Origin of the sequence: Nostoc sp., assembly GCF_036917095.1 — a bacterium.
GTDB lineage: Bacteria > Cyanobacteriota > Cyanobacteriia > Cyanobacteriales > Nostocaceae > Nostoc.
Genome location: NZ_JBALFH010000014.1, coordinates 261,888 through 288,301, shown reverse-complemented (window position 1 = coordinate 288,301; position 26,414 = coordinate 261,888). Strand labels below are relative to the sequence as shown.

Below are 26,414 nucleotides of genomic sequence, written 5' to 3'. Positions count from 1 at the left end.
CGCCGATGTCGCGGTAAAATGACAAAGCGGTTTGGTAGCGTTCTAATGCTTCATCACGTCGGTCAAGGAACTGCAATACATCGCCGATACTTCTTAATGTATTAGCTTCCCCCAAGCGTTCGCCGATGTCGCGGTAAAATGACAAAGCGGTTTGGTAGCGTTCTAATGCTTCATCACTGCGTTTGAGGAACTGCAATACATCGCCGATACTTCTTAATGTATTAGCTTCCCCCAAGCGTGCGCCGATGTCGCGGTAAAATGACAAAGCGGTTTGGTAGCGTTCTAATGCTTCATCACGTCGGTCAAGGAACTGCAATACATCGCCGTACACCTTGAATAAATCACTATAGCGTTTTAATTCATCTGGATTTTCTGGCTGTTTCCATTCTCGATCTAAACGCTCATATAATGTCAGACGGGCTGGATAGTAGTAATTTTTTCTTAAAAATTCGTCGCAGTCATCATGATTGTTTTCACGATAATAAACGCTAGAAAAAGCCTGAACATATTCCCCAAGTTCGCAGTGATGATGAAAAATCTCTAGATATTCCGCCACATCATCGAGTTTATCTGTGGATAAAAGTTCTGGTTTCCGGCGTTGTTCGTAATAGGCGATGGCGCACTGATGCGCTTCTGCTGAAGAGGACTTTTGTAAATAGCTTTGAATTAACGGTTGAAAATAAAACTTCCACACCCCTTGCTGTTTCTTCTCTTGTAACAGAGAACGTTTTGCTAGTTGTCGCAGTTGTACTTCTACCTGACACTTCACCTCATCTGGAGAAGAAGAGGCGAAACCTAACCCTCCACCCCCCAACCCTACAAGGTTTGGGGGAGAATTCAAAGCTTCTCTCCTCAGAGGAGAGAGGTTTGGAGAGAGGTTTTCCAAGTCCTGTGATTCTACTTGTTCTTCATCAATAAAGCCAGACATCGCCATTGCTGCTGAACAGTCAAAGGGTAAGCGATACACGCTTAAAGACTGCAACAGAGTTTGTAACCTGGGTTCTAGACGCTGAAGACTCGCATCTAAAATTTTAGCAATACTCGCCTCTGGGTCATCTCGGTGCAAACCTAATATCTTGAAAATATCCTGTTTCAAAACACTAATATTCGCCTCTTCTCCTTCCTCAGCTTTCAGCAACCCCGCCACCAGCTTCAGCAATAAAGGATGTCCATCAGCATTTTTGACAAATTCTGCTAAATCTGTGTCAGAACCTTGAATTTCCAAAGCTTGTAATAACGCCACCCCTGCATCGGGGGAAAGTCCATCCAGTTGTAACCATTTACTTTGGTTTAGAGTATTGCTTGGTAGCGTTGGTTGTTCGCGGCTAGTCACCAAAATCTTACTTTGACTCTCAGAACCTAACCAACGCAATAAAAATTGAGAATAAGCCCGATCCTGCCATTGTCCATCATTGTGCAGCAAAGTTTCCAGGTTATCCAACACCAGCAAATATCGTTCTGTTTGCAAACAATCACAAACCGCAATTAATAAATCTTCTGGTTTTTCCGGCGCTGGTTTCTCCAACTTATCCAACAGCCAACGTCCCCACACAGCAAAAGGATAGGCATCACTAAAAGTTGCCCAAATCTGTTGGGGAAAACTCGCTGCTAGTGTTTCACATAATTTAGCAACTAATGCCGACTTCCCATAACCACCCGTAGCCGTCACACCAATTAGACGCACGCGATCTAAATTTAACCATTGCTGCATTTTGTCAAGTTCATCATTCCGTCCTTGCCAATAGCTAGTTTCTGGACGCAGTGAGTTAATAATGGGACTTGAATTTATCCGTTGCCCTACGGACGACTCCAGTCAAGATTGTGGCGGCTTGTCATAGTAGTTATTTGTTGTACTATTGCCAAATTGATTAGTATTGTTCTCACCCGTTTTAGTTTGATAATTCTGTCCGCCATAGTTGTACTGATTCTGGCTGCTGTTATCTTCCACACGATGAATATTGATTTCATCAGCAATTTTTTGGACATCTGTGGCAAATTTATCGTCAGCGTTCATTACAGCCCGGAGATAAACCGCTACTTCCTGTAACGCTTCTTGATTACCTTTTTCGACCTCAGCTAAAGCATGATTAGCGTCAGGATTACCACTGAGTTTTCTCCGAATCGTCTGATATAATTCGTCAATCTTTTTCAGCCCCGTCTCAGTAAACTTCTCGCCTAACTTACCCACACTCGACTCAAAGAACTTGTTAAAGGCAACATTTGCGATCGCTTGCGCGGCTGCTAAAGTAATAAGACCAACCATATCTGATAGATTCCTCAAGCAATAGCTATATTTTATAGATCGTTCTACGTTTGATTACAGTCTTAAGTATCTAAATTCCACAAACCTTTTAACACAAACGATAAAAACAAGGGCAGTAACTACAAACCAATACCCAATACCCAAACTCTTTATTTCTACGTACCAGCATTTGGTAAGTTAGTACATAATCTGAAACAATAACATTAAAAGCAGAGAGGGGATTACGTTGAGTCACAATCCAGATGCTATAGCCCCGCACGGTGGACAATTGGTTAACCGTATCGCCACACCAGAACAAAGAGCAGAGTTTCTCTCAAAAGCTGACTTTTTGCCACGAGTGCAACTAGACGATCGCGCCGTTTCTGATGTAGAAATGATTGCGATCGGTGCTTTTAGTCCACTCACGGGTTTTATGAACCAGGAAGACTACGATCGCACTGTTGCAGAAATGCGACTAGCTAACGGTCTTGTGTGGTCAATCCCAATTACACTATCGGTAAGCGAAGAAGTAGCTTCCCCGTTGCAAGAAGGCGGCTTAATCCGTCTGGATAACTCCAGAGGCGAATTTATTGGAGTTTTGCAACTTACGCAAAAATATCACTACGACAAAACCCGCGAAGCAAGAAATGTCTACCGCACTGATGATGTCAAACATCCCGGCGTGCAGGTACTCTATAACCAAGGTAATGTACATCTGGCGGGTGATATTTGGCTATTGCAACGCGAACCTCATCCCCAGTTTCCCACTTACCAAATCGATCCAGCTGCCTCACGGCAACTATTTAAAGACAAGGGTTGGAAAACTATCGTCGGCTTTCAAACTCGCAACCCCATCCACCGCGCCCATGAATATATTCAAAAGTGCGCTTTAGAAATCGTTGATGGTCTATTTTTGCACCCTTTAGTCGGAGCAACAAAAGAAGATGATATCGCTGCTGATGTGCGGATGCGTTGCTATGAAATTTTGCTGGAACACTACTACCCCTTAGACCGGGTAACTTTGGCAATTAATCCCGCCGCAATGCGCTATGCTGGGCCTCGTGAAGCCATATTCCATGCTTTAGTCCGCAAGAACTACGGCTGTACTCACTTTATCGTCGGACGAGATCATGCTGGCGTTGGTGACTATTATGGCACTTATGATGCTCAATACATCTTTGATGAATTTGACCCAAGTGAATTGGGCATTGTGCCGATGAAATTTGAACACGCTTTCTATTGCACGCGCACTAAGCAGATGGCAACATCTAAAACCAGTCCCAGCAGGCCAGAAGAACGCATTCACCTATCGGGGACAAAAGTCCGAGAAATGCTGCGGCGCGGTGAGTTACCTCCACCAGAATTTTCCCGTCCAGAGGTGGCGGCAGAGTTAGCGCGGGCAATGCGAATAGAAGTACCGGCTTAGGGCAAATTGTCAATAGCTAAACACTATCGACTGTAACTTTACAATACAGAGTTCAGCCCTGTAAGCTGCTAACTGATAGCTGAGGGCTGATAGCTAATTATGAAACGGCGCACGTTTTTACATAGAATTGGCTCAATACTCGCGGTATTGGGGGTAACTGAAGCTGAGTGGTTGACTTTGGGAAATCGCTATTATCAGGCTTTGGCACAACCCAGTCCGCGCAAGTTGGCATTGTTAATAGGTATTAACCAATACCCACAGATTCCAGCCCTCAGCGGTTGTCTGACGGATGTGGAACTACAAAGAGAACTGTTGATTCACCGCTTTGGTTTCCAAGGGTCAGATATTTTAACGTTAACTGAGGAACAAGCTAGCAGAGAATTCATTGAGGCAGCTTTTTTAGAACACCTGAGCAAGCAAGCTAAACCTGGTGATGTGGCCGTTTTCCACTTTAGCGGCTATGGCAGCCGTGTCAAATTGGAAACGTCGCCAGATCCAATGCAAAATGCTCTGGTGACCGCTAATTTGACTCGATACTCACAAGATGATAAAATAGTCAACTATATATTAGAAGAAACTCTACTGCTATTATTGCGATCGCTCCCCACAGACCATGTAACAGCAGTATTGGATACTAGCTATTATGCTCCTAGCGCAGTCTTAGGCTCAAAAATTCGCGCCCTTCAGGAGTCAGTAGCAAAGCTAGCAACAGAAGAACTCGACTTTCTTCAACAACTTAAAACTCAGAATTTAGCCAACACTCCGATTGTTTTAGCAGCTACCTCAGAACCAAACCAGCCAGCAAAGGAAGGACTCTTCTCTGGTTTTAGTGCTGGGTTATTTACCTACGCCTTGACACAGTATTTATGGGAATTCACCCCAGCCACCACAATTCAAGTCGCCCTCTCCCATGTAGAAAATTCTCTATCAAAATTGGGTAGCAAACAGCAACCAGGGAATCTGGAAAACCTCTCTCCAAACCTCTCTCCTAAGAGGAGAGAGGCTTTGAATTCTCCCCATTCCCTTGTAGGGAAGGGGGCTGGGGGGTTAGGTTTCGCGTCAGCTTTTCCAGACGATATCATTGGTGCAGAAGGCGCGGTGAGTGCTATTGAAGAGGACGGTAAAACAGTCCATCTGTGGTTGGCAGGATTACCTCCACAAGTGCTGCTATACTACGGAGTTAATTCTCGATTCACCCTAGCAACAACAGAACAATTAGTATTGCGATCGCGCACTGGGTTAACTGCAAAAGCGCAAATTTCCAAAATTGAAGGTGCAAATCCCTTACAAGTTGGGCAACTCGTTCAAGAAGCAGTCCGGGTTTTACCCCGAAATATTAATTTAATAATAGGTTTGGATACTGGATTGGAAAGAATTGAGCGGGTAGATGCCACAAGTGCCTTTGCTGGATTTTCCCATGTATCCACCGTAGTAGCAGGAGAAAAACCTGCTGATTATATATTTGCCAAGCTACAGGAAATTCCCAGTCGTTATGGTTTATTTTCTCTTGGTGGCGAGCTAATTCCCAACACCACCGGGGAAGTAGGAGAAGCAGTGAAATTAACGGTGCAGAGGTTAGCGCCAAAATTATCAACCCTGTTTGCAGCGAAGTTATACCGACTTACACAAAATGAAGGTTCTTCCCGCTTGGCTCTCAAAGCAACCTTAGAAATAATTAGTGACATATCGCCTCGCGTCGTTATGCAGCGCGAAACAGTACGAACTTTCAAAACTGAAACTTCATCAGTACAGACGCGATTAATGAGCCAGCGCGTTGCGGGGGTTCCCCCCGTTGTAGCGACTGGCGTCGCGTCTCTCCCCACTCCAATTGTGCCTATCGGTAGTCGAATGCAATATCGAGTGGAAAACCAGAGCGATCGCCCAGTATATTTAATCTTGCTGGGATTAAACAATAATCATACAGCAGTTGCCTTCTACTCTTGGCAAACCCCCGAAGAACCAAACACTGCCGACACCAAGCCCCTCCTTAAAGAAGTTGTCATCGCCCCAGGTGAAACCCTCACCCTACCCCAAACTAATGGTGCTTCCCAATGGGTGATTTCAGGGCCAGCTTTCCTTTACGAACAACAACTGATTTTTAGTACTGCCCCCTTTAGCGAAACTCTCGCCGCCTTGAGCACTGCTAAGTATTCCGCAGCTGAAGAAGGGCCGATTGGGCCATTGTTGAATCCCTTAGACGTTGCACATGCCTTGCTACAAGACTTACATAACGCCAGCATCCTCAAAACGGAGATGAACGGCACAGCAGCCGACTCATATATATTGAATGTGAATAATTGGGCAAGTCTTAGCTTTAGTTTTCAAGTAGTGTAAGTTAGTTTGATATCAAGTCCGCTTAATCACTTACGATTATTGGTGCTGATTTAGCAAGACATCAAAATGTTTAACCTTAGTTTCTGGTTCAATAAGATACTGGTTATCTTTGGGCAGAGGATGTACTTGTTCAATGTCATTGCCAGCAAAGGCACGAATAGCATCCCTTGAATTCCAATAAGAGATGACAATAAACTCTGTAATTGTCCCATCAGTACGACGAAATACTTGCGCTCCTACATTACCAGGAATCGATTGGATTTTCTTGATTCCAGCTTCAGTTAAATATTTATAATATTCGTCTGCTTTATTCGTGGGTGTTTGACCATGCCAAATACGTGCAACTACTGTTTTGGTTTGGGTAGTGCTGCCATTAATTTTAGATGGAACTGCATCATGCTCAGTCTGTGCAACTGCTAGCAAAGGTAAGGAACCAAGTAATAGTGTAGCTCCAATAAATATACCGAAAAAATTTTTTCTCATTGTAAAGCTATGCTAAAGTTAGCAAATTTTAGCGATGATATTTTTTTCATAACATCTGGCTCACAAAACAGAATACAAGATATTGGTTGCGGTGGCAAAGTGGATTTCGATCGAGTAGGAGTATCGGCTTTGTCACGCCCAATCAACCCTCAAAGATTGCGATCGCACCCCGTTGTCCTCACTCCTCTGTCGGTTGTAAGGAAGTCACTTCATACGACAAACCAAACACAGGAGGCTACTGGTTCTACTGCGATTACAAAGTGCAAAATCTGAATGGCACGCTTGTAAAGGTATCGGGGGTAGGGTGTGGGGTATAGAAAATTAAGAAGAGTAACGTTTATTTGACACTCTCAAATGTAATGTTTATTAACACTACAACACCCCAAAATCACTACGATCAAGGGTTAGCGCTTTACAAGCCTTTAGTTGTACTCCTATTGATTATCAGAAGTATTCAACTTGAGTATTTTCCTTATACTATAAATCCGAAAAAATCTCAATTAAATTCAGTCGCCAGCAGGATGAAACTCAGCACAATTTTTCTTAGACTTGTCAATAAGCCTTATAAACAACCTGGAAACAGCGTATGCCTCTTCACAAACTTGAAAATTTTGACCCAAACTATCAAGAAACTTTTGGACAAGACGACGTTAAAGCTCTGGATCTTTATACTAAGGGAGGAGACAGAGTTGGCTCAGTGGCTGATGTTTTAGTTGATGATGATGGTCATTTCCGGTATTTAGTTATTGATACAGGCGTAGATTTTTTTGGTAAGAAAATTTTACTACCAATTGGTCTTTCCAGGATAGACTATCCTGCAAGACGCGTTTATGTTGATGGATTAAGTAAACATCAAGTAGAAGGTTTAGTCGAGTACAAAGAAAGCATGGTGGTCGATCGTGATTACGAAGAAAATGTCCGTAGTGTATTTCGTTCTCCAACCAGCGGTGTAAGTTACGATCGCGATACATACAATTACCAGACAGAACCAGCTTTATACGGGTTGAATGAGCAATCTCATCAAACTTTTAAACTCTATGAAGAACGATTAATTGCCAGCAAACAACGCATCAAAACCGGAGAAGTATCGGTTGGTAAGCACATTGAAACAGATACTGCAAGCGTTACAGTACCTATTCAAAAAGAACGGGTTCTGATTGAGCGAGTTGTGCCAACAGAAGCAGGAAAGGTTGTAGATCCCAATGAACTTAAGTTCCAAGAAGGGGAAGTAGCACGCATAGAAATATACGAAGAAACGCCTGAGATACGTAAAGAAGCCTTTGTGCGTGAAGAAGTCCGGGTTAAGAAAGTAGTAGAACAGGACATTGTGGAAACACAAGACACCATTCGTCGAGAAGAGTTAGATGTTGATACTGCGGGTAATTTACATGTGCAAGAAAGTGGTAGCACTACACATGAAGCTATTTAAGTAGCAGGTTAATAAATTTGTTTGGTAGATTTATCTGAAATAATCATGCAGGCAAAGTTAAATTTAATCTCTGCCTGTGTTTTTTTATTTAACAACAATATTCCCGACTTTTATAAGAAGTCGGGAATATCAAGGTTTAAAAAAATTATATCTTGATAAACCGTGCAGAGATAAGTAGGTCGGCGTCAATAATCATCGTTGGGATAAGGCAGGGTGCAGAGGAAAAGAGGGATTGAGCTTTATTTACTTTTCTTCACACTGTTTGATTTTATTCTGCCGACTTACTTACGAAATTTTGCGGTGAGCCAATATATCCAGCAAATTATATGCACCAAGGCTAGACATGTTTTACAAAAAGTGAGATTCTGCCAATTTCGCGTCTTGTCTTTATATGGCATCAAAAACCTCTATAACTTTTGATTATTTATGTCTGGAAATAATTCTTTCGACAGAAGGAGGTAAAGAACTCAATAAATGTTTAGTCTAGTTATTAGGAAATGAAGAGAAAATTTTTGAGTGAGGTTAAAAAAAATATAATGGTTCTTTACAAATTAGAAGATTTTGAGCCTAGCTACCGTGATTCCTTTGAAGGTCATGATATTAAGGGGCTTGGGGTTTATACACAAGGAACTGATGAAAAAATCGGTACTGTTAGTGATGTTTTAGTTGATGAAGAAGGTCATTTTCGCTATTTAGTCGTTGACTTAGGCTTTTGGATTTTTGGTAAAAAAGTATTACTACCACTTGGTCGTGCTCGTGTTGACTATAACACCGATCGCGTTTACACAATTGGCTTGACTAGAGAGCAAGCAGAAGATTTACCTGAGTTCAATGAACGCCAAAGCCTTGATTACGACTATGAAGAACGGGTGCGTGGGGTATATCGCCAACCCGTAGACTCCACCAGTGCTGTGGAAGCATCAGCACCTGTAGATACAACCTATCAGGCAGCGGCGGCGACTACGCCAACTTCCGATCGTGATAGCTACAATTACGAACATGAGCCTTCTTTATACGGGTTAAATGAGCAAGATCATCAAACTCTGAGATTGTATGAAGAACGGCTGATTGCTAGCAAGCGACGCCAAAAAACTGGAGAAGTAACGATTGGGAAGCATGTTGAGACTGATACTGCACGAGTTGCAGTGCCAGTAGAAAGAGAACGAGTTGTGATTGAGCGGGTAACTCCAGCAGATGCAGGTACTGCCGTTTCTGGGCGCGAAGCAGACTTCCGTGAAGGCGAAGTTGCTCGCATAGAAATCCACGAAGAAACTCCTGAAATTCGCAAAGAAGCATTTTTGCGTGAAGAAGTCAGAGTTAGAAAAGTGGTAGATCAAGAGACAGTTGAAACTCAAGAAACTGTACGTCGTGAAGAGTTAGATGTGAATTCTGGTAATCTTCCAATTGAAGAACGCTAACTAAATATAGTCATTAGCTAGTAACTAATGACTAATAATTAATTTGATACAGTACAGGTGGAGCTGTTAAATTAGCTTTACCTGTGCTTGCAATAGTTGATACCAAGTTAGATTTTAGATTGCGAATATTCCTCAGAATATGGGTTAGATAAATACATCTGCCGCAAGCATTTTCTAAATGGGATTAAAACGCTCGATACATTTAATTTAGCTAAGTAAAACGTAGTTCATATTTGCATATGAAAAGCCAACCGATGACAAAAAACATTGGACAGGCAAACTCTGATTCCACTAGCACATCATTAGCAGATTTAAGAAAGAAGGTGAAGAATTTTGCTGTGTTTGATGGGCAAGGTCAGCTAGTAGGAGTAGTTCATGACTTAATTGTGGATGCTAATCGCCGCCTAAACCTAGTTATATCTAATCAGGCGAATCAAGGAACTCTAGAATATGGTCAGCAGTTAGCCGATAAAGCTCCTTCTCTATTTCGATTGCAGAGCCAGAGAATAAAAAAAATCGACAAGCCGACTAAATCTGTTTTCATAGACTTAAACAAATCAGAAATCGAGTATATGCCTGAATATTTAGAAACAGAAACGCCAGGCGATGCCTATCAAGGAGCTGCTCCGCATCTACGCACACGATCGGAAAATTCAACTGAGCAAGTAGACAATTATCAAAGTACAAATAGCCCAGTTGAGCCAGTAAATTTAGAAGAAGTTACCGAAGAACAGATTATTCGCCTGCTAGAAGAACGCTTAGTTGTTGAAAGCAGGAAGCGTAAAATTGGTGAGGTGATTGTTCGCAAAGAGATTGAAACCCGGATGATACAAGTTCCTGTCCGGCGTGAAAAGTTGATTGTGGAACAAATTAGCCCAGAACACAAACAACTCGCAGAAATTGATTTAGGACAAGAGGAAATTTCTGGCGTTGACTGGACTCAAGTAGAAGGGCTAGAAGTTACAAATTTTGGCAGCGGTTTAACCGTAAGCGGTGAATTTAGCTCGCCTAAAACTGCCAGTTTATTGTTGAATGCGATCGCACTAGAGCAAAATCACGGCTGCAAGCAGGTGCGAGTGACCATTGCTGTTGAAGATGAGTCACAACAGAAAAAATATCAGGAGTGGTTTGACCGCTGTTCTCAAGGTCAATCACTAAAGTCGGAAAAATAAGTTTCTAGCAGATTAATTTAGTAGGGTGGGCATTGTCCACCCTATTTTTTTGTTGATTTAAGAAAAGAAAGGTGAAATTTCCGCGCACTTGTGGCTCAGTGTAATGTCTCCAAAGCAACTTAATTTACAATACTAAGCAGTTGCCGTTCTTTTGGCTACTTGCAATGAAATTTCGACTGAAGAGACTTTCACCGAAGAAACGACAGCATCTGATTCCACCTATTCAGATTCATGTTCGAGATGGAAAATTTGAGATTATGGGTATGGGTCTATGGTATTCCTACTGGCGCGATCCCTACCATTTGCTGCTAACGATTCCCTGGACTGGCTTTCTGATCCTGATTTGTACTTTCTATATAACTATTAATGCTCTATTTGCCCTAGCTTACTTGATAGGAGGAGATTGCATAGCCAACGCCCGACCTGGCTCTTTTTTAGATGTCTTTTTCTTTAGCGTGCAAACCCTAGCATCCATCGGCTATGGGGCAATGTATCCTAAAACAACTTACGCCAACATTATTGTCACCATTGAAGCAATGATCGGTTTGGTGGGAATTGCTGTGATGACGGGGCTAGCGTTTGCTCGGTTCTCCCGACCCACTGCCCGCGTGCTATTTAGCCGTGTTGCTGTAATTACATCTCATAATGCGATGCCAACTCTCATATTTCGCACCGCTAATCAGCGTCGCAATATGATTCTTGAGGCGCAGATGCGAGTCTACTTGATGCGTGACGATATAACCCTAGAAGGGCAATTTATGCGTCGGTTCTACGATCTCAAGCTGCTGAGGAACCAAACACCTAGCTTCACCTTAAGCTGGTCAGTGATGCATGTTATTGATGAGTTTAGCCCTCTATATGGAATGACACCAGAATCTTTAACCCAGACAAATACTATACTGATCGTCTCTTTGAGTGGTATTGATGAAACGGTTGCACAGGTCGTCCATGCCCGTCATAGTTATGGTGCTAATGAGATTTTGTGGAACAATCAATTTGTCGATATCTTCCACCACGCACCCGATGGACATCGCTACATTGATTACAACCGCTTCCACGATGTTTTGCCTTTAGATGAAAACAGTTGAAATGCCTGAAATTTACTCGGCAGTCTGATTAACTGCGGTTTGTAAGGGTTTAACGACAACCCGACCATTTTCAACCACAGTGCAACTTTTAACCATGCTCTTGCTGGGCTTAACTGGCACATCCTGGCACTGATTTTGGTGGGAGATATTTTGCTCCTGTTGTTGATTGAGGACGACAACACAACAGGCGCAGGAGGCTAAGGACATATAAAATATTTTGATCTCTATATTTATTATCGCGCTACTGATGCTGTTTGTGCGAAAAATTTGCTACTTATATGTTTTGATATTCAGCACAATAGGTATGGGCACACAGCTAGCTCTGCGCCCCTATGATCCCGAAATTTAATTTAGTGTCGGTTTAAAGCGTATATGCGAAACTATGAATGTAAGTACTTGCTTTCTTGTGCTTGTAACCTGTTTGATATATCTAAACCAAGTAAACAGGAAAGCGGTTATAGATCCCGCTCCGCTTTCCTCTCTGCTCAAACTTGTTTGCCAGGGTTAGACAGTGGGTTTTTATAATGAAAAAATTTTTCAGATACCTGGGTTTAGGTTTGCTATCGACGTTTTTGACTGCTACTCCTGGATTGGGAGCTGAACGCATTAGCTTTTTTTACCCCCCCTTTGGGGAATTTTCCTTGTCCGTGGACTCGCTAGAAACTTTTGCGAAAGTTGGCAAAATCGATCGAGATTTTTCATTTTATGCTAGCCGTGCTACTCCTGAACAACTCGCTCAACTGCGGGATCTGCTCCAGCAAAGGTTTAATATCACTCCTACACTAGTATCTCAAGTTACCTACTCACCCGTAGGCGAGCAGGTGATGCAACGGTTGGGAGAATTACTCCTCACTGAGTCTCGAAAGAACGGCTTCTATGCGATACGTGCCTCTTTGATTTTGGCTGCTGCCGATCGAGAGGGTTTAACGGTTGTGAATTTGCTGCGGAAATTTCCTAGCAATACTGTGCGGGTGAATTTTACCGAGGGGTTAAAGATAGTCGATGACTTGTCACAATTGCTCAAAAAAAGGGATGAAGTTGTTGCCTCTCTTCAAAAAGAAGCGATCGCTGAAGCAGCCAATTCAAAAATTGACTTCTCACAACAGCCAGATTTGCGATCGCCAGGAGAATTCAGCTGGCAGAAAAAAAGCTTAGAGCTAAATGACATTTCTCGCAATCGCCGTTTACCCGTGGATATCTATTTGCCGAAAGCAGGTTCACAAAGCACTAAAGAACAGTCTTCGCTTCCCTTTCCCCTGATTGTAATTTCTCATGGCGTAGCCTCAGACCGCTCTACCTTTGTCTACCTGGCTGAACATCTAGCATCCTATGGTTTTGCTGTTGCGGTACTAGAACACCCTGGTAGTAATTCCCAACGCTTTCAACAATATTTTGCAGGTTTAGCCGGGCCGCCAGACGCAGCAGAATTTGTCAACCGACCTTTGGATATCAAGTATCTCCTCGATCAACTCCAGCGTCTAGACAAATCCGATCCTACCCTCCAAGGAAAACTCAATTTTCAGCAAATTGGCGCGATCGGTCACTCCTTTGGCGGTTATACCGTTTTGACTCTAGCAGGAGCAAAGATTAACTTTGACCAACTCAGGCAAGACTGTAATCCCAATAATTCATCTTTTAATTTGTCGCTTGTTTTGCAGTGCCAAGCAATTGAGTTACCCCCAAGCAATTACGAATTCAAAGACGATCGCATCAAGGTCATCATAGCGATTAATCCAATTGACAGCTCAATTTTGGGTGAGAGCGGAATCAGCCAAATTAAAATTCCGGTAATGCTGGTAGCTGGTAGTCAAGATATTTTCGCTCCACCCGTATTTGAGCAAATCCGCCCCTTTACCTGGCTTTCTGACCCCAATAAATACCTGGCTTTGATTGAAAACGCTACCCACTTTTCGGCGATCGCAGAACCTACTCCTGAAAACGATGTCTTACCTGTGCCACCTGCCTTGCTAGGCCCCGATCGCGCTCCTGTTTATTCCTATCTCAAAGCCCTGAGTGTAGCTTTTTTGGAAACCCATCTTCTCAATCGCCCTGAATACCGCTCCTATTTGCAGCCTTCTTACGCCACATTCATCAGTAAACAGCCGCTTAATCTCAATATTTTACAGTCGTTGTCGCCAGATCGGCTCAATCAAATTTGGAATGAGTCAACTGTCCAGTCAGCCAAACCATCAAAACCTCAACCTATCCCTACCCACCCGTGAGAGTTTAAGGGACTTGTGTTTTTTGGCAATAAGGGGAAAAGGTTGACTGTAACGCAGTTAGTGAATTTTTGTAAAGAATTTGCCGACTCTGCATAAAACTTGTAAGCCGAACTGATAATTCAACAGACACTACGCTGTCCACTTATTGGGGAGGTTTTTTTATGAACTTTTGTAAAGAATTGCTGGCTCTGCATAAAAGCTGCGATCTGAACCGATAACTCAACACAGACTAGGCTATGCACTTATCAGGCAGGATTATTTTATAAACTTTTGTAAAAAATTTGCCAACTCTGCATAAAACTTGTAAGCCGAACTGATAATTCAACATCGACTGCACTGTGCAATTATCAAGGAAGATTATTTTATGAACTTTTGTAAAGAACTGGCTGGCTCTGCATAAAACTTGTGAACCCAACGTAGAGGAAACAGTACTAGCTTGACGAACTTCAATAAGTAAACAACTTAATGATTGCGGGTGAAAGTTCAAGATGAAAAAAGTGTTTAGATTAATTGAAAAAGAATCAGTCAAATTTGCTCAATTACCCTTCTTTGAGTTTTTAGTGAATAAAAGCATCGATTCTATACAAAAATTATCTTTTGCTCCTTGTTTTGCACTTTTGATCGTGGGATATGCATACTTAAACAAGTTTGTTTGCTTACAAGCTCCAACAGTTAACCCAATTCAATATATTGTTAACAAACAAATCCGCGAAGAAGGGAATCATTCAATATGGTTTTTAAAGGATTTACAAGACTTATTTAACCAATTTTTAAATCTCACTAACTCTTTAAAATTTAATCTGAGTGCTCAAACAGTAATTTGTAGAAAAACAATTTATAAACTATATCGGCGAACTTTTCAAATTAATCCAATTTATAAGCTATTAGCTATTGATTCAATAGAAACCATCTCGAATATTTTTTTATCAATAACTGCACCAGTCGCTCAACAATTAAAAGTTATTACTAATCGAGAGTATCCGTCTTTTGCAAATCTTCATTTACTCGCTGAAAATAACCATAATATTGATTCTTCTGAAACAAAAAATTTTATTGCAACTATGCATTTAGCAGAAGATATTCGCAAGCAGAGCTGTAAATTAGTTAATAAAACTTTTGAACTGTTTATAGCCTTGGTAGATATACTTATTAATTTTGCTGAAGAATATAAGATTAAACAATTATTAACTCGGAGTTTCGATGGCTCCAACTTTGCTCGATTACTCTGCGGGAACTTATAGTTGGGGTTTAAATCCTCCGCAGTCGCCACAACGGGGGGAACCCCCGCTTTAACTTACAAATCTGTTAGCAGCCTTGCTTTTCTCAGAATGAATGTCAACAGGGTTTCTTTTTTGGAAATGATCTCAGCTGTAACTTCCATCCCTGATTGAATCGGATATAATTTACCGCCCCTGTTTAAATTAAGTTTCTCTGCCTCAATTGTCACCTCATAGTAAGGCGCAACTGGAACATTACCGTTACCTTGAGATGTAATGGCGTCAGCACTAATACTTCTGACAGCACCTTTGAGGACACCATAATCTGGGTACGGATACGCAGAAAGCCGCATTTGTACTTCCCCCTCTGGACATTTTGTTACTTGTGCAATTTTACACACCTGCACTTTGGTAATATCCGCAGCAGCAACACGAGCTTTGATCAGGAGAGGGGCATTGTTAGGAGCAATTTGAGCGATCGCATCTCCAGCACGGACAACTTGTCCAGTATTTCTTAAGTCTAGTTTGAGAATAGTACCAGCCTCAGAGGTACGAATTATAGTTTTTTGGAGTTCCGTAAAAATTTGTTTAAGTTCTTGTTGAGCGCTACTAATTTGATTTTGAATTTCAACTTGACGTCTGATGATTTCCTCTTTCTCTTTGTTTAATTCTGCAAGAGTAGACTCACCCTTTGTGAATTCTTGGGAAATTCGTTCTTGTGCGATCGCCACATTAGCATCACTGGGATTAAGTCCAGCTTTAGCATTTTCGAGTCTAGCAGTAGCAGCTTTAAAAGATTGTTCTTTTTCTTTAATTTGGAGAACAGCGATTGCCCCTGTATTTCCCAACTGTTGATATCGCTTCAGTTCCTCTTTAGCTAATTCAACACTCGCTTCTATTTCTTGTACTTCTGACAGAGTAGTGATTTTTTTATCTCGATAGTCTCTCTTGTTTCGATTTAAGTCTGCTTTTGCAGATGCGATCGCTTGTTGCATTGCATTGGTTTCAGCAGTCATTTGATTTTTTAGCGCTCGGAGTTGTGCATCAATCTGCGCTCTTTGTAAAAGATTCTGCTGGATATTTCCGAGAATTTGGGTTTTTTTACTTTGCAATTGGGAGTTATCGATGAGTGCGATCGTATCTCCTTTTTTCACAACTTGATTTTCTTTTACCTTGATGCTGATGACTGTTCCCTCAGCTGCGGATTGCACTAACCGTATTTCTCCGGTTGGGCGAACGGTAGCATCAGCTTTGACTATTATGTTGTATTGAATGACACTAGCAAGTCCGAAGGCAGTACCAACACTTCCAATTAAAAAAATTCCTCCCAACTTTGTCCAGATGCTGACTGGTGGAATATATTCGTCGTTTTCGACTAGGCGGAGAAAGTCTGGTTGAGGGTCAATGAACATGAATCTTAAATAACATTTTGGTTGTGTAAATAATCTAGCAAAAAAAATCTACCTAGCGTTAGCGCAACTACCAAGTTTTAGGGATATCCAAAAAATAAAATCTCTCTTCTGTTTCAATCATATTTTTTGCAAAACTCCCATATTTTTGGTGTTTTCCCCTTGCAGGGCAAAAGCTGTCGCTTTTGCTTCGATTACTGATAAGTGCCTTGACTATACGGATTTTAGTATGTAAATACAAGGTTTATATACAGCTAAGTATAAATAACAATTAGTCCATTCTAGTACGGTTACTAAATCTTTATAATTTTCATCTAAAATTTTATCCCTTCTTTATTTATTGACAAACTCTTTGTATAATCAATGAAAGCTTTTTCCCATTAATCAATAATTAAGCAAACTTCAGTGGTTTTATATTAAAAGAAATTATATACATTCCAATTCTGTTTGTATCTATTAGTTAAACGTTAAGTACTCTTACGTAAAATCACTTATCCGTAAAGGCAAGATACAAGTTTTGAATTTTAGAAAGCTATTTAAGTACAGTTTGTATAAACATATAGTCAATCAAATAGGCTATGCCTTTGATTATAGGCATTTGGGTTGCTTTCCCAGTATTAATACGTAATAAGTTTAACTTATATAGTTATCGTTGAAATCAGGATTTTACATTTTCATGTTTATATCAACATATATATTGATGCCTATAATTTTTGATAAATCAGAACTTATTTCTAATTAAATTTGTATAAAGAACAACCATGTAGTATCTTCACTAAAAGTGTGTAATACATATATCTTAAAAAATTAGTTGCTTGACCTATAGAAGAAGAGTCGTATAATACTTTTAGCGGAACAAAAAAGTAACTAAAGATACTCTTTAAATGTTTATGTTTATTACTTTGAAGTGACGCGATTTTAATCCCAACAATCAAACGAGAACTAAGATTATGGAAAGCACATTGTTCACGACAATAACCCCCAACGAAGAAGCCAATCTTTCTGGTGGTACTTCTAAGAGTATTACAGCGCTAATCTTAAGTATCAAGTCTTCCGTTGCTAAGAACACAGTTACTCAAACAGCTACTGGCGGTGCTGGTGGTAATGGTGGTGCTATCACTATAGGCGGCAAAGGAAAAGACTCAGCAGTTGTGATAGTTGACGCTAAATTTAACTCATCTGGTGGAAAAGGTGGAGACGCAATCAACTCCTCCGATAACGCGGTTGGTGCAGGTTAAGTAAACTCTTATATGGCACTTAGGCATCATGTAAAAATAAGTTGTACAAATTGAATCTGGAATAAGCACTGAGCTGAACTTCCCCATCAAAAATGTTCAAGTTATTTTTGCAAGAGTCCTGATTTAGCGCAGCTTCATTTCAACTATCAAACTAAGCGAGAACTAAGATTATGCAAAGCACATTGTTCACAACATTAACCCCCAACGAAGAAGCCAATCTCTCTGGTGGTACTACTCCTGCTAAGGTCGCTACTCTCAAGTTGACAATTGCAAATATCAAGTCTTCCGTTGCTACAAACAAAGTTACTCAAACAGCTACTGGCGGTAAGGGCGGCAATGGTGGTGCTGTCTCTATAGGCGGCGGCAAAAGCTCACCAGTTGTGATCATTGGCACTACTATTAACTCATCCGGTGGAAAAGGTGGAGACGCAATCAACTCCTCCGACAACGCTGTTGGTGCAGGTTAAGTAAACTCTTATATGGCACTTAGGCATCATGTAAAAATAAGTTGTACAAATTGAATCTGGAATAAGCGCTGAAGCTGAACTTCCCCATCAAAAATGTTCAAGTTATTTTTGCAAGACTCCTGATTTGGCGCAGCTTCATTTCAACTATCAAATTAAGTGAGAACTAAGATTATGCAAAGCACATTGTTCACAACATTAACCCCCAACGAAGAAGCCAATCTCTCTGGTGGTACTACTCCTACTAAGGTCAGTGCTCTCAAGGTTACACTCATAAATATCAAGTCTTCCGTTGCTACAAACACAGTTAAGCAAACAGCTACTGGCGGTAAGGGTGGCAACGGTGGCGCTATCACTATAGGCGGCAAAGGAAAAGACTCAGCGGTTGTGATCGTTGACGCCAAAATTAACTCATCCGGTGGAGCTGGTGGAGATGCAATCAACTCCTCCGATAACGCGGTTGGTGCTGGTTAGGTAAACTCTTATATGGCACATTAGGCATCATGTAAAAATAAGTTGTACAAATTGAATCTGGAATAAGCACTGAAGCTGAACTTCCCCATCAAAAATGTTCAAGTTATTTTTGCAAGACTCCTAATTTGACGCAGCTTCTTTTCAACTATCAAACTCTTTTCAACTATCAAACTAAGCGAGAACTAAGATTATGCAAAGCACATTGTTCACAACATTAACCCCCAACGAAGAAGCTAATCTCTCTGGTGGTACCAATAAGACCGATATCAAGATCACAGCCCTATTGAAGAAGGTTGCCACTGCTAAGAACACAGTTACTCAAAAAGCCACTGGCGGTGCTGGCGGCAACGGTGGTGCTGTCTCTATAGGCGGCGGCAAAAGCTCACCAGTAGTGATCATTGGTACTACCATTAACTCATCTGGTGGAGCTGGTGGAGACGCACTCAACACCTCTGATAACGCTGTAGGTGCAAGCACTTAGGTAAATTCTTAGGCGGCGCTTAGGCCTCATGTAAAAATAAGTTGTACAAATTGAATCTGGAATAAGCACTGAAGCTGAACTTCCTCATCAAAAATGTTCAAGTTATTTTTGCAAGGCTCCTTGTCTGACGCTGCTTATTTTCAATGGCTTCTTGTGTGGCGCTACTTCTTTTCAACTACTATCAAACTAAGCGAGAACTAAGATAATGGAAAGCACATTGTTTACAGCATTAACTCCCAACGAAGAAGCCAATCTCTCTGGTGGTAACAGCAAAAAGACCACCAAAAGCAGTAGCGCAAAGAGTTTGCAATTGGCCTTAAGTTTCTTAAATCTTTCCAGTTCTAGTGCTTCCAACAGCGTTAGTCAAGCCGCTACTGGCGGTGCAGGCGGCAACGGTGGTGCTATCTCTATAGGCGGCGGCAAAAACTCACCGGTTGTGATCATTAACTCTAAAATTAACTCATCCGGTGGAGCTGGTGGAGACGCAATCAATTCCTCCAATAACGCCGTAGGCGCTTAGGTAAACTTATGAGGTTTAAGTAGAAGGGTAATAATAAAAGTAAAGACAGGACAACCGCGTCTTTACTCAGATGAGACACCGCACGTTAAACAATTTACTCTCTTGATGCAGGTTAAGTTGCTTTTGTACGGAACTAAATTGCTAATCGGCTTTATCTCATAAGTCATTAGCTAAGATACTTTGCTTAGGAGTTATCTTAACATCCGTTTATTGCTACCCACCTACTTTACTTCAACAAAGTTAACGAGATTATATTGATGGTTGCTATTGGGCAATCATCAATATGGTTGTCTGTAGCGCTTTTTTCTAATACTGCTCATCTTTGAGTAATCAAGTAGTGAAATAAGCGCTGCTACTAGAAGAATCGACCATATCCATGTTTAATCACTCTCGGCTAGAGTAAAAGCTAGAACCCTTTTCTATTCGGGGTTTTATCAAAATGCGATCGCTAAATCCCTGGCTAAATAGCTAAATCTGTCTTTCGGCATTTAGTTTTGATTATTTTCATTCCAGAGTGATTAAAGAGGGATATCGATCGCAGTTTACGAGTTTGCAAAAGTATAGCGAAAGTCTTTCTACAGAACTTACTCAAAAGTAGCAAGTAAGTCTGTCTAAAGGTTGACATACCAAAAACTGCCCATGTTTTTCTGTTGATAAGTAGGTTGATGTAAATAAACCTAACTATGAAACAACAAGTACAATCAAACCCTTACGATTGTTTCGTATCATTGGCAAGGACAGAGTAGGGATTATTTATAGATTTCTACTTACTAATAGAAAATATAAGCATTCTGGTACGTGCTAGCTCTTGTTATTTCGAGTTTAGGCAACTTTCTATAAAGTTCAAAACTCATAATTAGCAAATGAGGTTAACTAGAATCATGAAAAGCACTCAAATCTCTCCAATGTTTATCTCCCTGACTGAAACTGAAGAAGAAAAGCTCTGTGGTGGTGAAAGCCTAGTGGTTTCTAAGGGAGCGTATATTAATAACGTTGTTAAACTCAAGGGAGAACCTGGCAAAAAAGGAGTAAAGAAACAAACAGTTCAATCAAGTTCAGTTGAATCAACTGTAAAAGTTGTGAAAACTAGCAAAGACGTAAAAATTCCAGAGTTAAAAGCTCTACTCTCCCTATTTGACCTATCCTCCCTACTTGATTGGTAGTGATAAGTCAGTGGACATGAATCATTAAAGGTTAGTAGTAAGCCGCGGGAGCCGCTTACTACTAACTATTTAATTAATTTTACATTCTTTAACATAGTTTGATTTATTCTTGTGCAGTTACTTAGTAAAATTAAACTATTGTATTGGTCAAATTTTTAACCACGCAGGGACGAAACCCTGCTATTTTTTTGGGTTTTGTCAAGATGTTATTGGGTAGTGGAGTATAACAATGAAATATCAAGTTGTTGCACAACATAGTGAAGAAGATTGTGGAGCTGCTTGTCTTGCTTCCGTTGCCAAACATTATCGGCGTAACTTTACATTAAATCGTATCCGGGAAGCGGTAGGCACTGGGCAACTTGGAACGACATTGTTGGGATTGAGGCGGGGAGCTGAGGCACTTGGTTTCAATGCGCGTTCGGTCAGGGCATCAAAAGAAATATTAGACCGAATGAACCAGGCACCACTGCCAGCAATCATTCACTGGAAAGGCTACCACTGGGTTGTTTTGTATGGTCAAAAAGGCAAAAAATATATAATTGCTGACCCAGCCTTTAACATCCGTTATGTCTCTAGAAAAGAACTAATGGAGGCTTGGTCAGATCAAGTCATGCTTTTACTAGAGCCAGATTCGGTTCGTTTTTATGCTCAACCGGATGATAAAGTCAACGGTATTTGGCGCTTTGCGCGGCGTGCATTGCCTTATGGAGGCATAATATTCGAGGCTTTTCTCTGTGCAATATTTATCGGTCTGCTTTCGTTAACATCTCCTTTCCTGCTGCAAATTCTAACGGATGATGTACTAGTTCGAGGTGATATGCAGCTTCTGACTGGTGTGATTATTGCGGTTGTGGTGATGAATTTGGTGTCAAGTAGTTTGCAACTAGTTCAATCTAACCTGATTGCCAATTTTGCCCAACGGCTTGAATTAGGGCTAGTTCTGGAGTTTGCCAGGACAATCCTGCGGCTGCCTCTGGCTTATTATGAATCACGTCGCAGTGGCGAGATTGTTAGCAGATTGCAAGATATTCAACAAATTAATCAGCTAGTTGCTCAAGCAGTTATCAGTCTGCCTAGCAGCTTGTTTATCGGACTGATTTCTTTGGGTTTTATGGTGTTCTATAGCTGGAAACTCACCATTGTTGCCGCCGTTGTTGCTATTGTGATGAGTTTATCTACGGTGGTTTTCCTGCCTACACTTCAACAAAAAATCAGAAGTATATTGGTCTTAGACGCGGAAAACCAGGGTGTTCTTGTTGAAAGCTTTAAAGGAGCGCTGACACTCAAAACTACTACTGCTGCCCCTCAATTTTGGGAAGAATTTCAGAACAGATTTGGTCGGCTCTCAAATCAAACATTTCGCACAATTCAGATTGGAATTATTAACAACATATTTTCTGGGTTAGTTTATGCTATTGGCAGCGTTAGTTTGATTGGTTTCGGCAGCACCCTAGTTATTAGTAAGGAACTCAGCATCGGTCAACTGCTGGCGTTTAACGGGATGAATGGGAATTTTTTGGCATTCATCGGTGCTGTGCTTGGATTTATAGATGAATTCATGCGTGCCAAAACTGCCACGGAACGCTTAACAGAAGTTATCGATTCCACACCTGAAACTCCAAGCGATAGTAACAAACCCTTTGCTAAAATTTCTAGTGATGCTGATATTATTTGCAAAAACCTAAACTTTCACTATGCTGGCAGGTTAGAGCTACTGGAAGATTTTTCCATCACGGTTCCTGGCGGGAAAGTTGTTGCCCTAATTGGTACATCCGGCTGTGGAAAAAGTTCTCTTGCTAAACTGATAGCCGGATTATATACACCTAATTCTGGCAATATTCGGTTTGGGATTTATAATATGCAAGACCTAGCTCTTGATTGTTTGCGGCAACAAGTTGTTCTCGTTCCTCAAGATGCTCATTTTTGGAGTCGCTCAATTATTGAAAACTTCCGCTTAGGTTCTCCTCACCTCACCTTCGATCAAATTGTCAATGCTTGCCAAATTGCTGAGGCAGATGATTTTATTAGTAAATTACCTGAAAAATATCAAACTGTATTAGGTGAGTTCGGGTCAAATATTTCTGGTGGACAACGGCAAAGACTGGCTTTAGCAAGAGCTATCGTTAACGATCCACCAGTCCTAATTTTAGACGAATCAACCGCTGGACTCGATCCAGTTAGTGAAGCTCAAGTTTTAGATCAACTGTTGTTGCACCGCAAAGGTAAAACCACGATCCTGATTAGCCACCGTCCTAGAGTAATTACCCGTGCTGATTGGATCGTGCTACTAAATCAAGGCAAGTTACAAATTCAGGGGACAGTAGAAGATTTGCGTGCCCAACCAGGAAACCATTTAGACTTTTTAACCCCTTAATTACTCCCAGTTTTAACTAGAGCAATCTTATTTGATTTGTGAAGATTGAAAGCCTTAGATCCCCGGCTTCTTAGAAAAGTCGGGGATCTTTCTGTTCATGAATAGACCTCTTGGATAAAAAAATAAAGAACCCCACCCCGCATTTGCTCACGCAAATGCTCCCCTCCCCGCTTGCGAGGAGGGGTTGAGGGTGGGATGTTAGGGATTTTTGCAAGAGGTTCAATGATTTAAGTTTGCCCTACACCAAGCAAGTCTCAAGCATTCCTTTGATGAACTCAAAGCTAAAGCCAAACAAATTACCATTTATCTTAAAGTTTTGCTAGATAAACATGCTGTTCTAATTTGCATTAAAGGCAATAATTTAACTCTCTTCTATTATTTAAAAGATAAAAATCAGAAACCTTGATTTTAAATAAACCAGTAAATATACCATTGCCATTCTGCGAACTACTTGAGAAACATAAGCGTTGCAAGAATCAACTAAAACCTATATGTATTTTTTATTTCTTAGCTATGACTGAGATATGAAAATTTCCCAAAACAGGGGTTAATTGTCAGGAAATTGAGATATTTGTACTGAGGTATTCATAAAAACTTATTTAATAAAATCTTTTTCATATATATGCTCGTGTTAACAAGTATTAAGAAATCCTTATTAAAGAATATTGCAATACCTTGATTTAATTGCTAACGTGTGTATGACAACGATGCTGATGAGCGCTCGGATCTAGGAGAAGTAAAATCTATGAGCTACATGCATTCAGCCAAGTATGTTAGGCTTTGACGGGATAAAAACGAGATATTTCTGCCTCGTATAGACAATTATGAGGGATTGCAGATTAACCAAGAAATATCTTGTTGCTAAAGGCTTTGTTTGGGTTTGATTTAAATTGCAATTGATTACTTGTCTTACCTTGTGCCGACAAGCAAGTAGCTCTTGATTGTGTCGGTCTGCAATAACTAAGAGTTTGGTAAGGCTTAGATTTTGGAGGATAAAACCAATGAAGATTCAAGGTAAAGTTGCTCTAATTACAGGGGCTTCCCGTGGGATTGGACGAGCGATCGCTCTCGAACTAGCGCAACAAGGCATCAAGCGACTGATATTGGTAGCACGCGATCGCCAAAAGTTAGTTGAGGTAGCTAACGAAATCGAGGCGATGGGTACAGAAACTGCGATCGTGGCATTAGATTTGACGCAGACAATTGAAGTAAATATTGCTGTTGCCCAACTGTGGCGCAATTACGGACAGATTCACCTGCTGGTTAATTGTGCGGGAGTCGCATACCAAAGCTCATTTTTGCAATCTAAGCTGCCTCAAGTTCAAGAAGAACTCTCTGTGAACTTGTTAGGAATGTACAACCTCACTAGCTTGATAGCTCGACGCATGGCCAGCCAAAGGCAAGGGACAATCGTCAATGTGTCGAGTCTGATGGGGAAAGTTGCAGCACCAACGATGGCGACTTACTCAGCAACCAAGTTTGCCATCTTAGGATTTACCCAAGCCTTGCGCCAAGAATTAGCTGAACACAATATCCGCGTCATTGCATTACTGCCTTCCTTGACAGACACAGACATGGTGCGCGACTTAAAATTATTTCGCTGGGTGATCCCCATGACTCCCCAGCAAGTGGCTAAAGCACTCGTCACCGGAATGCAAAATGATTCATCAGAAATTTTAGTCGGATGGCAAAGTCATTTAGCCGTGTTGTGTCAACGCCTCGCCCCTTGGTTGTTAGAGCTAATTTTACGAATAGCAACACCGCCAGCACCAAGCAGACAACGGCTGATTGAAAAACTTATCCCTTCGCGTAGCGTCTCGTAGAGAAGGGGAGACGCCGAGGGCGATCGCTGACTCAACACTCAGCATTCCTGAACAAACTTGTCCGAAATCTTCAGTCTTTTGGCTTTACCCTTGTGCAACAAAGTAACGCTCACAGTGCCAAGAAATGCTAATAAGCTGAAAGTAGAAGTAGATTCAGGAACAGACTTGGAATTCTCAATTTTGATAACTTGTCCAACTCCTGGGCGATCGCCTCGGTTTGTCACGTAAATAGCATTATCAGCACCAATAGTCAAAGCAGTAGGAGACTCTAGTCCATTGCCACTAAGAATAGTTGTGCGAGTCCCATCGGGCGCTATTTTAATCACAGAACCATCTAGATTACCTTTCCAGAGTGACTGATTAGCGTACTGCAAAGCATACAAATTACCCTCAGGATCAAAAGCTAAGTCAGTAAGTTGGGTAAAGCCATCGGTATAGACTGTTGGTTGACCATCAGCACCAACTCGGTAGATTTTTGCTTCACCTTCTGGAAAAGGAAAACCAGTTAATTGGCTAATATAATAAGCACCATCTGGGCCTTTAGCGATATTTGTGGGTACTGCTTGGATTTCAAATGGCGATGACGATGCGCCAGAGGGGAAAATTGGATTAGTTAATGTCTGCCGGGGAATTGTGGCGATCGCCTTTAAATTACTGCCATCAGTACCTACGCTGAGTAACTCATTAGCACCAGTATCAACTGCAACAATATTATTTCCATCTAAAAGAAGAGAGAAAGGATTGCTAATTAGATCGCCTTGGTCAGGATTATTTGCAAGTTCATAATTAGCTAAATCAGCAACACTAGTCCAGGAATTTGTATTGAAATTAGCAGTGATGATTTTTCCTAAGTCAGTGTTACCTAATGTGGCGCGAAATGTGGGATTTGAACCATACCCAATTGCAATATAAGGCTTGCCAGTAGCATCAAATTTGATATCTTGAGGCCCAGAAGTATCAGTACCATCTGATAGTGCTAAAGAAGGAAGTCCTGTAAGTATACGTTCTTGGACACCATTTTCAATTTTGGTGACTGCACCAGTTGTGCCATAACATAAAGATTGGTTTGCAACGCTCGGTGAGGGAACACAAGCTCCATTTCCGCCTGTTCCTGCTTCCGTGACATAGAGACTTCCGTCATTACCAAAAGTTAGACCCCGTGGATTATTAAGACCATCGGCAATTACCGAAAATGATGCTGCCTCTGCTGCTTTCATTCCTGAAGCAGCAATACAAACACTCAAAAATGTCATTCCAAATTGTTTTAGTTTCATTAAACTCCTCCTAAAATCAAATTTGCGTAAAGCATAGAATGGAAAATTTTAACTTGATAAATAATAATATTTAATGTTTATAGTTTCTGGGGATTTTATAGCTTATTTAAAAGAGGGAAACAGATTCAAACCCAGAAAGCCAGATGAAATCTGAATTTCTTAA

The 26,414-nt window shown here is 41.1% G+C and carries 23 protein-coding genes; 17 read left to right on the top strand and 6 right to left on the bottom strand.

The annotated features are described in order from the left end of the window. Together V7L01_RS04115 and V7L01_RS04110 are read right to left on the bottom strand one after the other, a co-directional pair. Positions 1 to 1,711 (bottom strand): tetratricopeptide repeat protein (locus V7L01_RS04115; RefSeq protein WP_335032160.1); only part of this gene is annotated, 1,711 nt, incomplete at its 3' end. Between the two features lie 102 nt (positions 1,712 to 1,813). Next, complete coding sequence (locus V7L01_RS04110; protein ID WP_335032158.1) at positions 1,814 to 2,263, bottom strand: hypothetical protein; 450 nt, start codon at positions 2,261 to 2,263, stop codon at positions 1,814 to 1,816. A 226-nt stretch (positions 2,264 to 2,489) separates the two neighbouring features. On the opposite strand from V7L01_RS04110, the gene sat reads away from it, so the two are divergent. Together sat and V7L01_RS04100 are read left to right on the top strand one after the other, a co-directional pair. Beyond that, positions 2,490 to 3,668: a sulfate adenylyltransferase gene (sat, locus tag V7L01_RS04105; RefSeq protein ID WP_335032156.1), complete on the top strand. Its 1,179-nt coding sequence runs from the start codon at positions 2,490 to 2,492 to the stop codon at positions 3,666 to 3,668. Positions 3,669 to 3,767: 99 nt separating this feature from the next. Continuing rightward, a complete protein-coding gene (locus tag V7L01_RS04100) occupies positions 3,768 to 6,002 on the top strand; it encodes a caspase family protein (protein WP_335032154.1) in 2,235 nt (744 codons plus the stop codon). A 36-nt stretch (positions 6,003 to 6,038) separates the two neighbouring features. Here V7L01_RS04100 and V7L01_RS04095 read toward each other — a convergent pair whose 3' ends face one another. After that, on the bottom strand, positions 6,039 to 6,485 hold the full coding sequence (locus V7L01_RS04095; RefSeq protein ID WP_335032152.1) for an antibiotic biosynthesis monooxygenase family protein: 447 nt from the start codon (positions 6,483 to 6,485) through the stop codon (positions 6,039 to 6,041). A gap of 9 nt (positions 6,486 to 6,494) precedes the next feature. Here V7L01_RS04095 and V7L01_RS04090 point away from each other — a divergent pair, with 9 nt between their 5' ends. The 5 genes from V7L01_RS04090 (at position 6,495) to V7L01_RS04070 (ending at position 11,592) form a co-directional block, all read left to right on the top strand. Continuing rightward, complete coding sequence (locus V7L01_RS04090) at positions 6,495 to 6,758, top strand: hypothetical protein (RefSeq protein ID WP_335032150.1); 264 nt, start codon at positions 6,495 to 6,497, stop codon at positions 6,756 to 6,758. 313 nt (positions 6,759 to 7,071) lie between these two features. Further along, positions 7,072 to 7,914 (top strand): DUF2382 domain-containing protein, encoded by an 843-nt coding sequence (locus V7L01_RS04085; RefSeq protein ID WP_335032148.1) that lies wholly within the window; start codon positions 7,072 to 7,074, stop codon positions 7,912 to 7,914. A gap of 536 nt (positions 7,915 to 8,450) precedes the next feature. After that, entirely contained in the window at positions 8,451 to 9,332 is an 882-nt protein-coding gene (locus tag V7L01_RS04080; RefSeq protein WP_335032147.1) for a DUF2382 domain-containing protein, read from the top strand. Between the two features lie 254 nt (positions 9,333 to 9,586). Beyond that, positions 9,587 to 10,504 (top strand): YsnF/AvaK domain-containing protein, encoded by a 918-nt coding sequence (locus V7L01_RS04075; RefSeq protein ID WP_335032145.1) that lies wholly within the window; start codon positions 9,587 to 9,589, stop codon positions 10,502 to 10,504. Between the two features lie 164 nt (positions 10,505 to 10,668). Then, positions 10,669 to 11,592 (top strand): ion channel, encoded by a 924-nt coding sequence (locus V7L01_RS04070; RefSeq protein WP_335032143.1) that lies wholly within the window; start codon positions 10,669 to 10,671, stop codon positions 11,590 to 11,592. A 12-nt stretch (positions 11,593 to 11,604) separates the two neighbouring features. Here the strand turns inward: V7L01_RS04070 and V7L01_RS04065 are convergent, their stop codons facing one another. Next, positions 11,605 to 11,799 (bottom strand): hypothetical protein, encoded by a 195-nt coding sequence (locus V7L01_RS04065; protein ID WP_335032141.1) that lies wholly within the window; start codon positions 11,797 to 11,799, stop codon positions 11,605 to 11,607. Positions 11,800 to 12,116: 317 nt separating this feature from the next. On the opposite strand from V7L01_RS04065, the gene V7L01_RS04060 reads away from it, so the two are divergent. Continuing rightward, positions 12,117 to 13,814 carry an alpha/beta hydrolase gene (locus tag V7L01_RS04060; RefSeq protein ID WP_335032139.1) on the top strand — a complete coding sequence of 566 codons (1,698 nt, stop codon included), beginning with the start codon at positions 12,117 to 12,119 and terminating at the stop codon, positions 13,812 to 13,814. Between the two features lie 488 nt (positions 13,815 to 14,302). Then, positions 14,303 to 15,055, top strand: coding sequence for a hypothetical protein (locus V7L01_RS04055; RefSeq protein WP_335032137.1), 753 nt, complete (start codon positions 14,303 to 14,305; stop codon positions 15,053 to 15,055). Positions 15,056 to 15,108: 53 nt separating this feature from the next. Here the strand turns inward: V7L01_RS04055 and V7L01_RS04050 are convergent, their stop codons facing one another. Next, positions 15,109 to 16,443, bottom strand: coding sequence for an HlyD family efflux transporter periplasmic adaptor subunit (locus V7L01_RS04050; protein WP_335032135.1), 1,335 nt, complete (start codon positions 16,441 to 16,443; stop codon positions 15,109 to 15,111). 947 nt (positions 16,444 to 17,390) lie between these two features. Between V7L01_RS04050 and V7L01_RS04045 the strand changes: the two genes are divergently transcribed. The 8 genes from V7L01_RS04045 to V7L01_RS04010 all read left to right on the top strand — a co-directional run bounded on the left by V7L01_RS04045 (position 17,391) and on the right by V7L01_RS04010 (position 24,977). Then, positions 17,391 to 17,678, top strand: coding sequence for a hypothetical protein (locus V7L01_RS04045; RefSeq protein WP_335032133.1), 288 nt, complete (start codon positions 17,391 to 17,393; stop codon positions 17,676 to 17,678). A 170-nt stretch (positions 17,679 to 17,848) separates the two neighbouring features. Then, positions 17,849 to 18,145, top strand: coding sequence for a hypothetical protein (locus V7L01_RS04040; RefSeq protein WP_335032131.1), 297 nt, complete (start codon positions 17,849 to 17,851; stop codon positions 18,143 to 18,145). 171 nt (positions 18,146 to 18,316) lie between these two features. Further along, a complete protein-coding gene (locus tag V7L01_RS04035) occupies positions 18,317 to 18,616 on the top strand; it encodes a hypothetical protein (RefSeq protein WP_335032129.1) in 300 nt (99 codons plus the stop codon). A gap of 190 nt (positions 18,617 to 18,806) precedes the next feature. Next, a complete protein-coding gene (locus V7L01_RS04030) occupies positions 18,807 to 19,097 on the top strand; it encodes a hypothetical protein (protein ID WP_335032128.1) in 291 nt (96 codons plus the stop codon). Between the two features lie 205 nt (positions 19,098 to 19,302). Continuing rightward, positions 19,303 to 19,617 (top strand): hypothetical protein, encoded by a 315-nt coding sequence (locus V7L01_RS04025; protein ID WP_335032126.1) that lies wholly within the window; start codon positions 19,303 to 19,305, stop codon positions 19,615 to 19,617. Positions 19,618 to 20,498: 881 nt separating this feature from the next. Beyond that, positions 20,499 to 20,780: a hypothetical protein gene (locus V7L01_RS04020; protein ID WP_335032124.1), complete on the top strand. Its 282-nt coding sequence runs from the start codon at positions 20,499 to 20,501 to the stop codon at positions 20,778 to 20,780. 229 nt (positions 20,781 to 21,009) lie between these two features. Next, positions 21,010 to 23,154, top strand: coding sequence for a peptidase domain-containing ABC transporter (locus tag V7L01_RS04015; protein WP_335032122.1), 2,145 nt, complete (start codon positions 21,010 to 21,012; stop codon positions 23,152 to 23,154). A 1,001-nt stretch (positions 23,155 to 24,155) separates the two neighbouring features. Continuing rightward, entirely contained in the window at positions 24,156 to 24,977 is an 822-nt protein-coding gene (locus tag V7L01_RS04010) for an SDR family NAD(P)-dependent oxidoreductase (RefSeq protein ID WP_335032120.1), read from the top strand. 38 nt (positions 24,978 to 25,015) lie between these two features. On the opposite strand, the gene V7L01_RS04005 is transcribed toward V7L01_RS04010, so the two are convergent. Further along, the gene (locus V7L01_RS04005; RefSeq protein WP_335032119.1) at positions 25,016 to 26,251 is read right to left on the bottom strand and encodes a ScyD/ScyE family protein; all 1,236 of its coding nucleotides are present in this window, start codon (positions 26,249 to 26,251) and stop codon (positions 25,016 to 25,018) included. Between the last annotated feature and the right edge of the window lie 163 nt (positions 26,252 to 26,414).

Coding starts and splice junctions, on each gene's coding strand:
- V7L01_RS04110 (WP_335032158.1), bottom strand. CDS start 2,263: ATGGTTGGTCTTATTACTTTAGCAGCCGCGCAAGCGATCGCAAATGTT.
- V7L01_RS04100 (WP_335032154.1), top strand. CDS start 3,768: ATGAAACGGCGCACGTTTTTACATAGAATTGGCTCAATACTCGCGGTA.
- V7L01_RS04095 (WP_335032152.1), bottom strand. CDS start 6,485: ATGAGAAAAAATTTTTTCGGTATATTTATTGGAGCTACACTATTACTT.
- V7L01_RS04090 (WP_335032150.1), top strand. CDS start 6,495: ATGCTAAAGTTAGCAAATTTTAGCGATGATATTTTTTTCATAACATCT.
- V7L01_RS04085 (WP_335032148.1), top strand. CDS start 7,072: ATGCCTCTTCACAAACTTGAAAATTTTGACCCAAACTATCAAGAAACT.
- V7L01_RS04080 (WP_335032147.1), top strand. CDS start 8,451: ATGGTTCTTTACAAATTAGAAGATTTTGAGCCTAGCTACCGTGATTCC.
- V7L01_RS04075 (WP_335032145.1), top strand. CDS start 9,587: ATGACAAAAAACATTGGACAGGCAAACTCTGATTCCACTAGCACATCA.
- V7L01_RS04070 (WP_335032143.1), top strand. CDS start 10,669: ATGAAATTTCGACTGAAGAGACTTTCACCGAAGAAACGACAGCATCTG.
- V7L01_RS04065 (WP_335032141.1), bottom strand. CDS start 11,799: ATGTCCTTAGCCTCCTGCGCCTGTTGTGTTGTCGTCCTCAATCAACAA.
- V7L01_RS04060 (WP_335032139.1), top strand. CDS start 12,117: ATGAAAAAATTTTTCAGATACCTGGGTTTAGGTTTGCTATCGACGTTT.
- V7L01_RS04055 (WP_335032137.1), top strand. CDS start 14,303: ATGAAAAAAGTGTTTAGATTAATTGAAAAAGAATCAGTCAAATTTGCT.
- V7L01_RS04050 (WP_335032135.1), bottom strand. CDS start 16,443: ATGTTCATTGACCCTCAACCAGACTTTCTCCGCCTAGTCGAAAACGAC.
- V7L01_RS04045 (WP_335032133.1), top strand. CDS start 17,391: ATGGAAAGCACATTGTTCACGACAATAACCCCCAACGAAGAAGCCAAT.
- V7L01_RS04040 (WP_335032131.1), top strand. CDS start 17,849: ATGCAAAGCACATTGTTCACAACATTAACCCCCAACGAAGAAGCCAAT.
- V7L01_RS04035 (WP_335032129.1), top strand. CDS start 18,317: ATGCAAAGCACATTGTTCACAACATTAACCCCCAACGAAGAAGCCAAT.
- V7L01_RS04030 (WP_335032128.1), top strand. CDS start 18,807: ATGCAAAGCACATTGTTCACAACATTAACCCCCAACGAAGAAGCTAAT.
- V7L01_RS04025 (WP_335032126.1), top strand. CDS start 19,303: ATGGAAAGCACATTGTTTACAGCATTAACTCCCAACGAAGAAGCCAAT.
- V7L01_RS04020 (WP_335032124.1), top strand. CDS start 20,499: ATGAAAAGCACTCAAATCTCTCCAATGTTTATCTCCCTGACTGAAACT.
- V7L01_RS04015 (WP_335032122.1), top strand. CDS start 21,010: ATGAAATATCAAGTTGTTGCACAACATAGTGAAGAAGATTGTGGAGCT.
- V7L01_RS04010 (WP_335032120.1), top strand. CDS start 24,156: ATGAAGATTCAAGGTAAAGTTGCTCTAATTACAGGGGCTTCCCGTGGG.
- V7L01_RS04005 (WP_335032119.1), bottom strand. CDS start 26,251: ATGAAACTAAAACAATTTGGAATGACATTTTTGAGTGTTTGTATTGCT.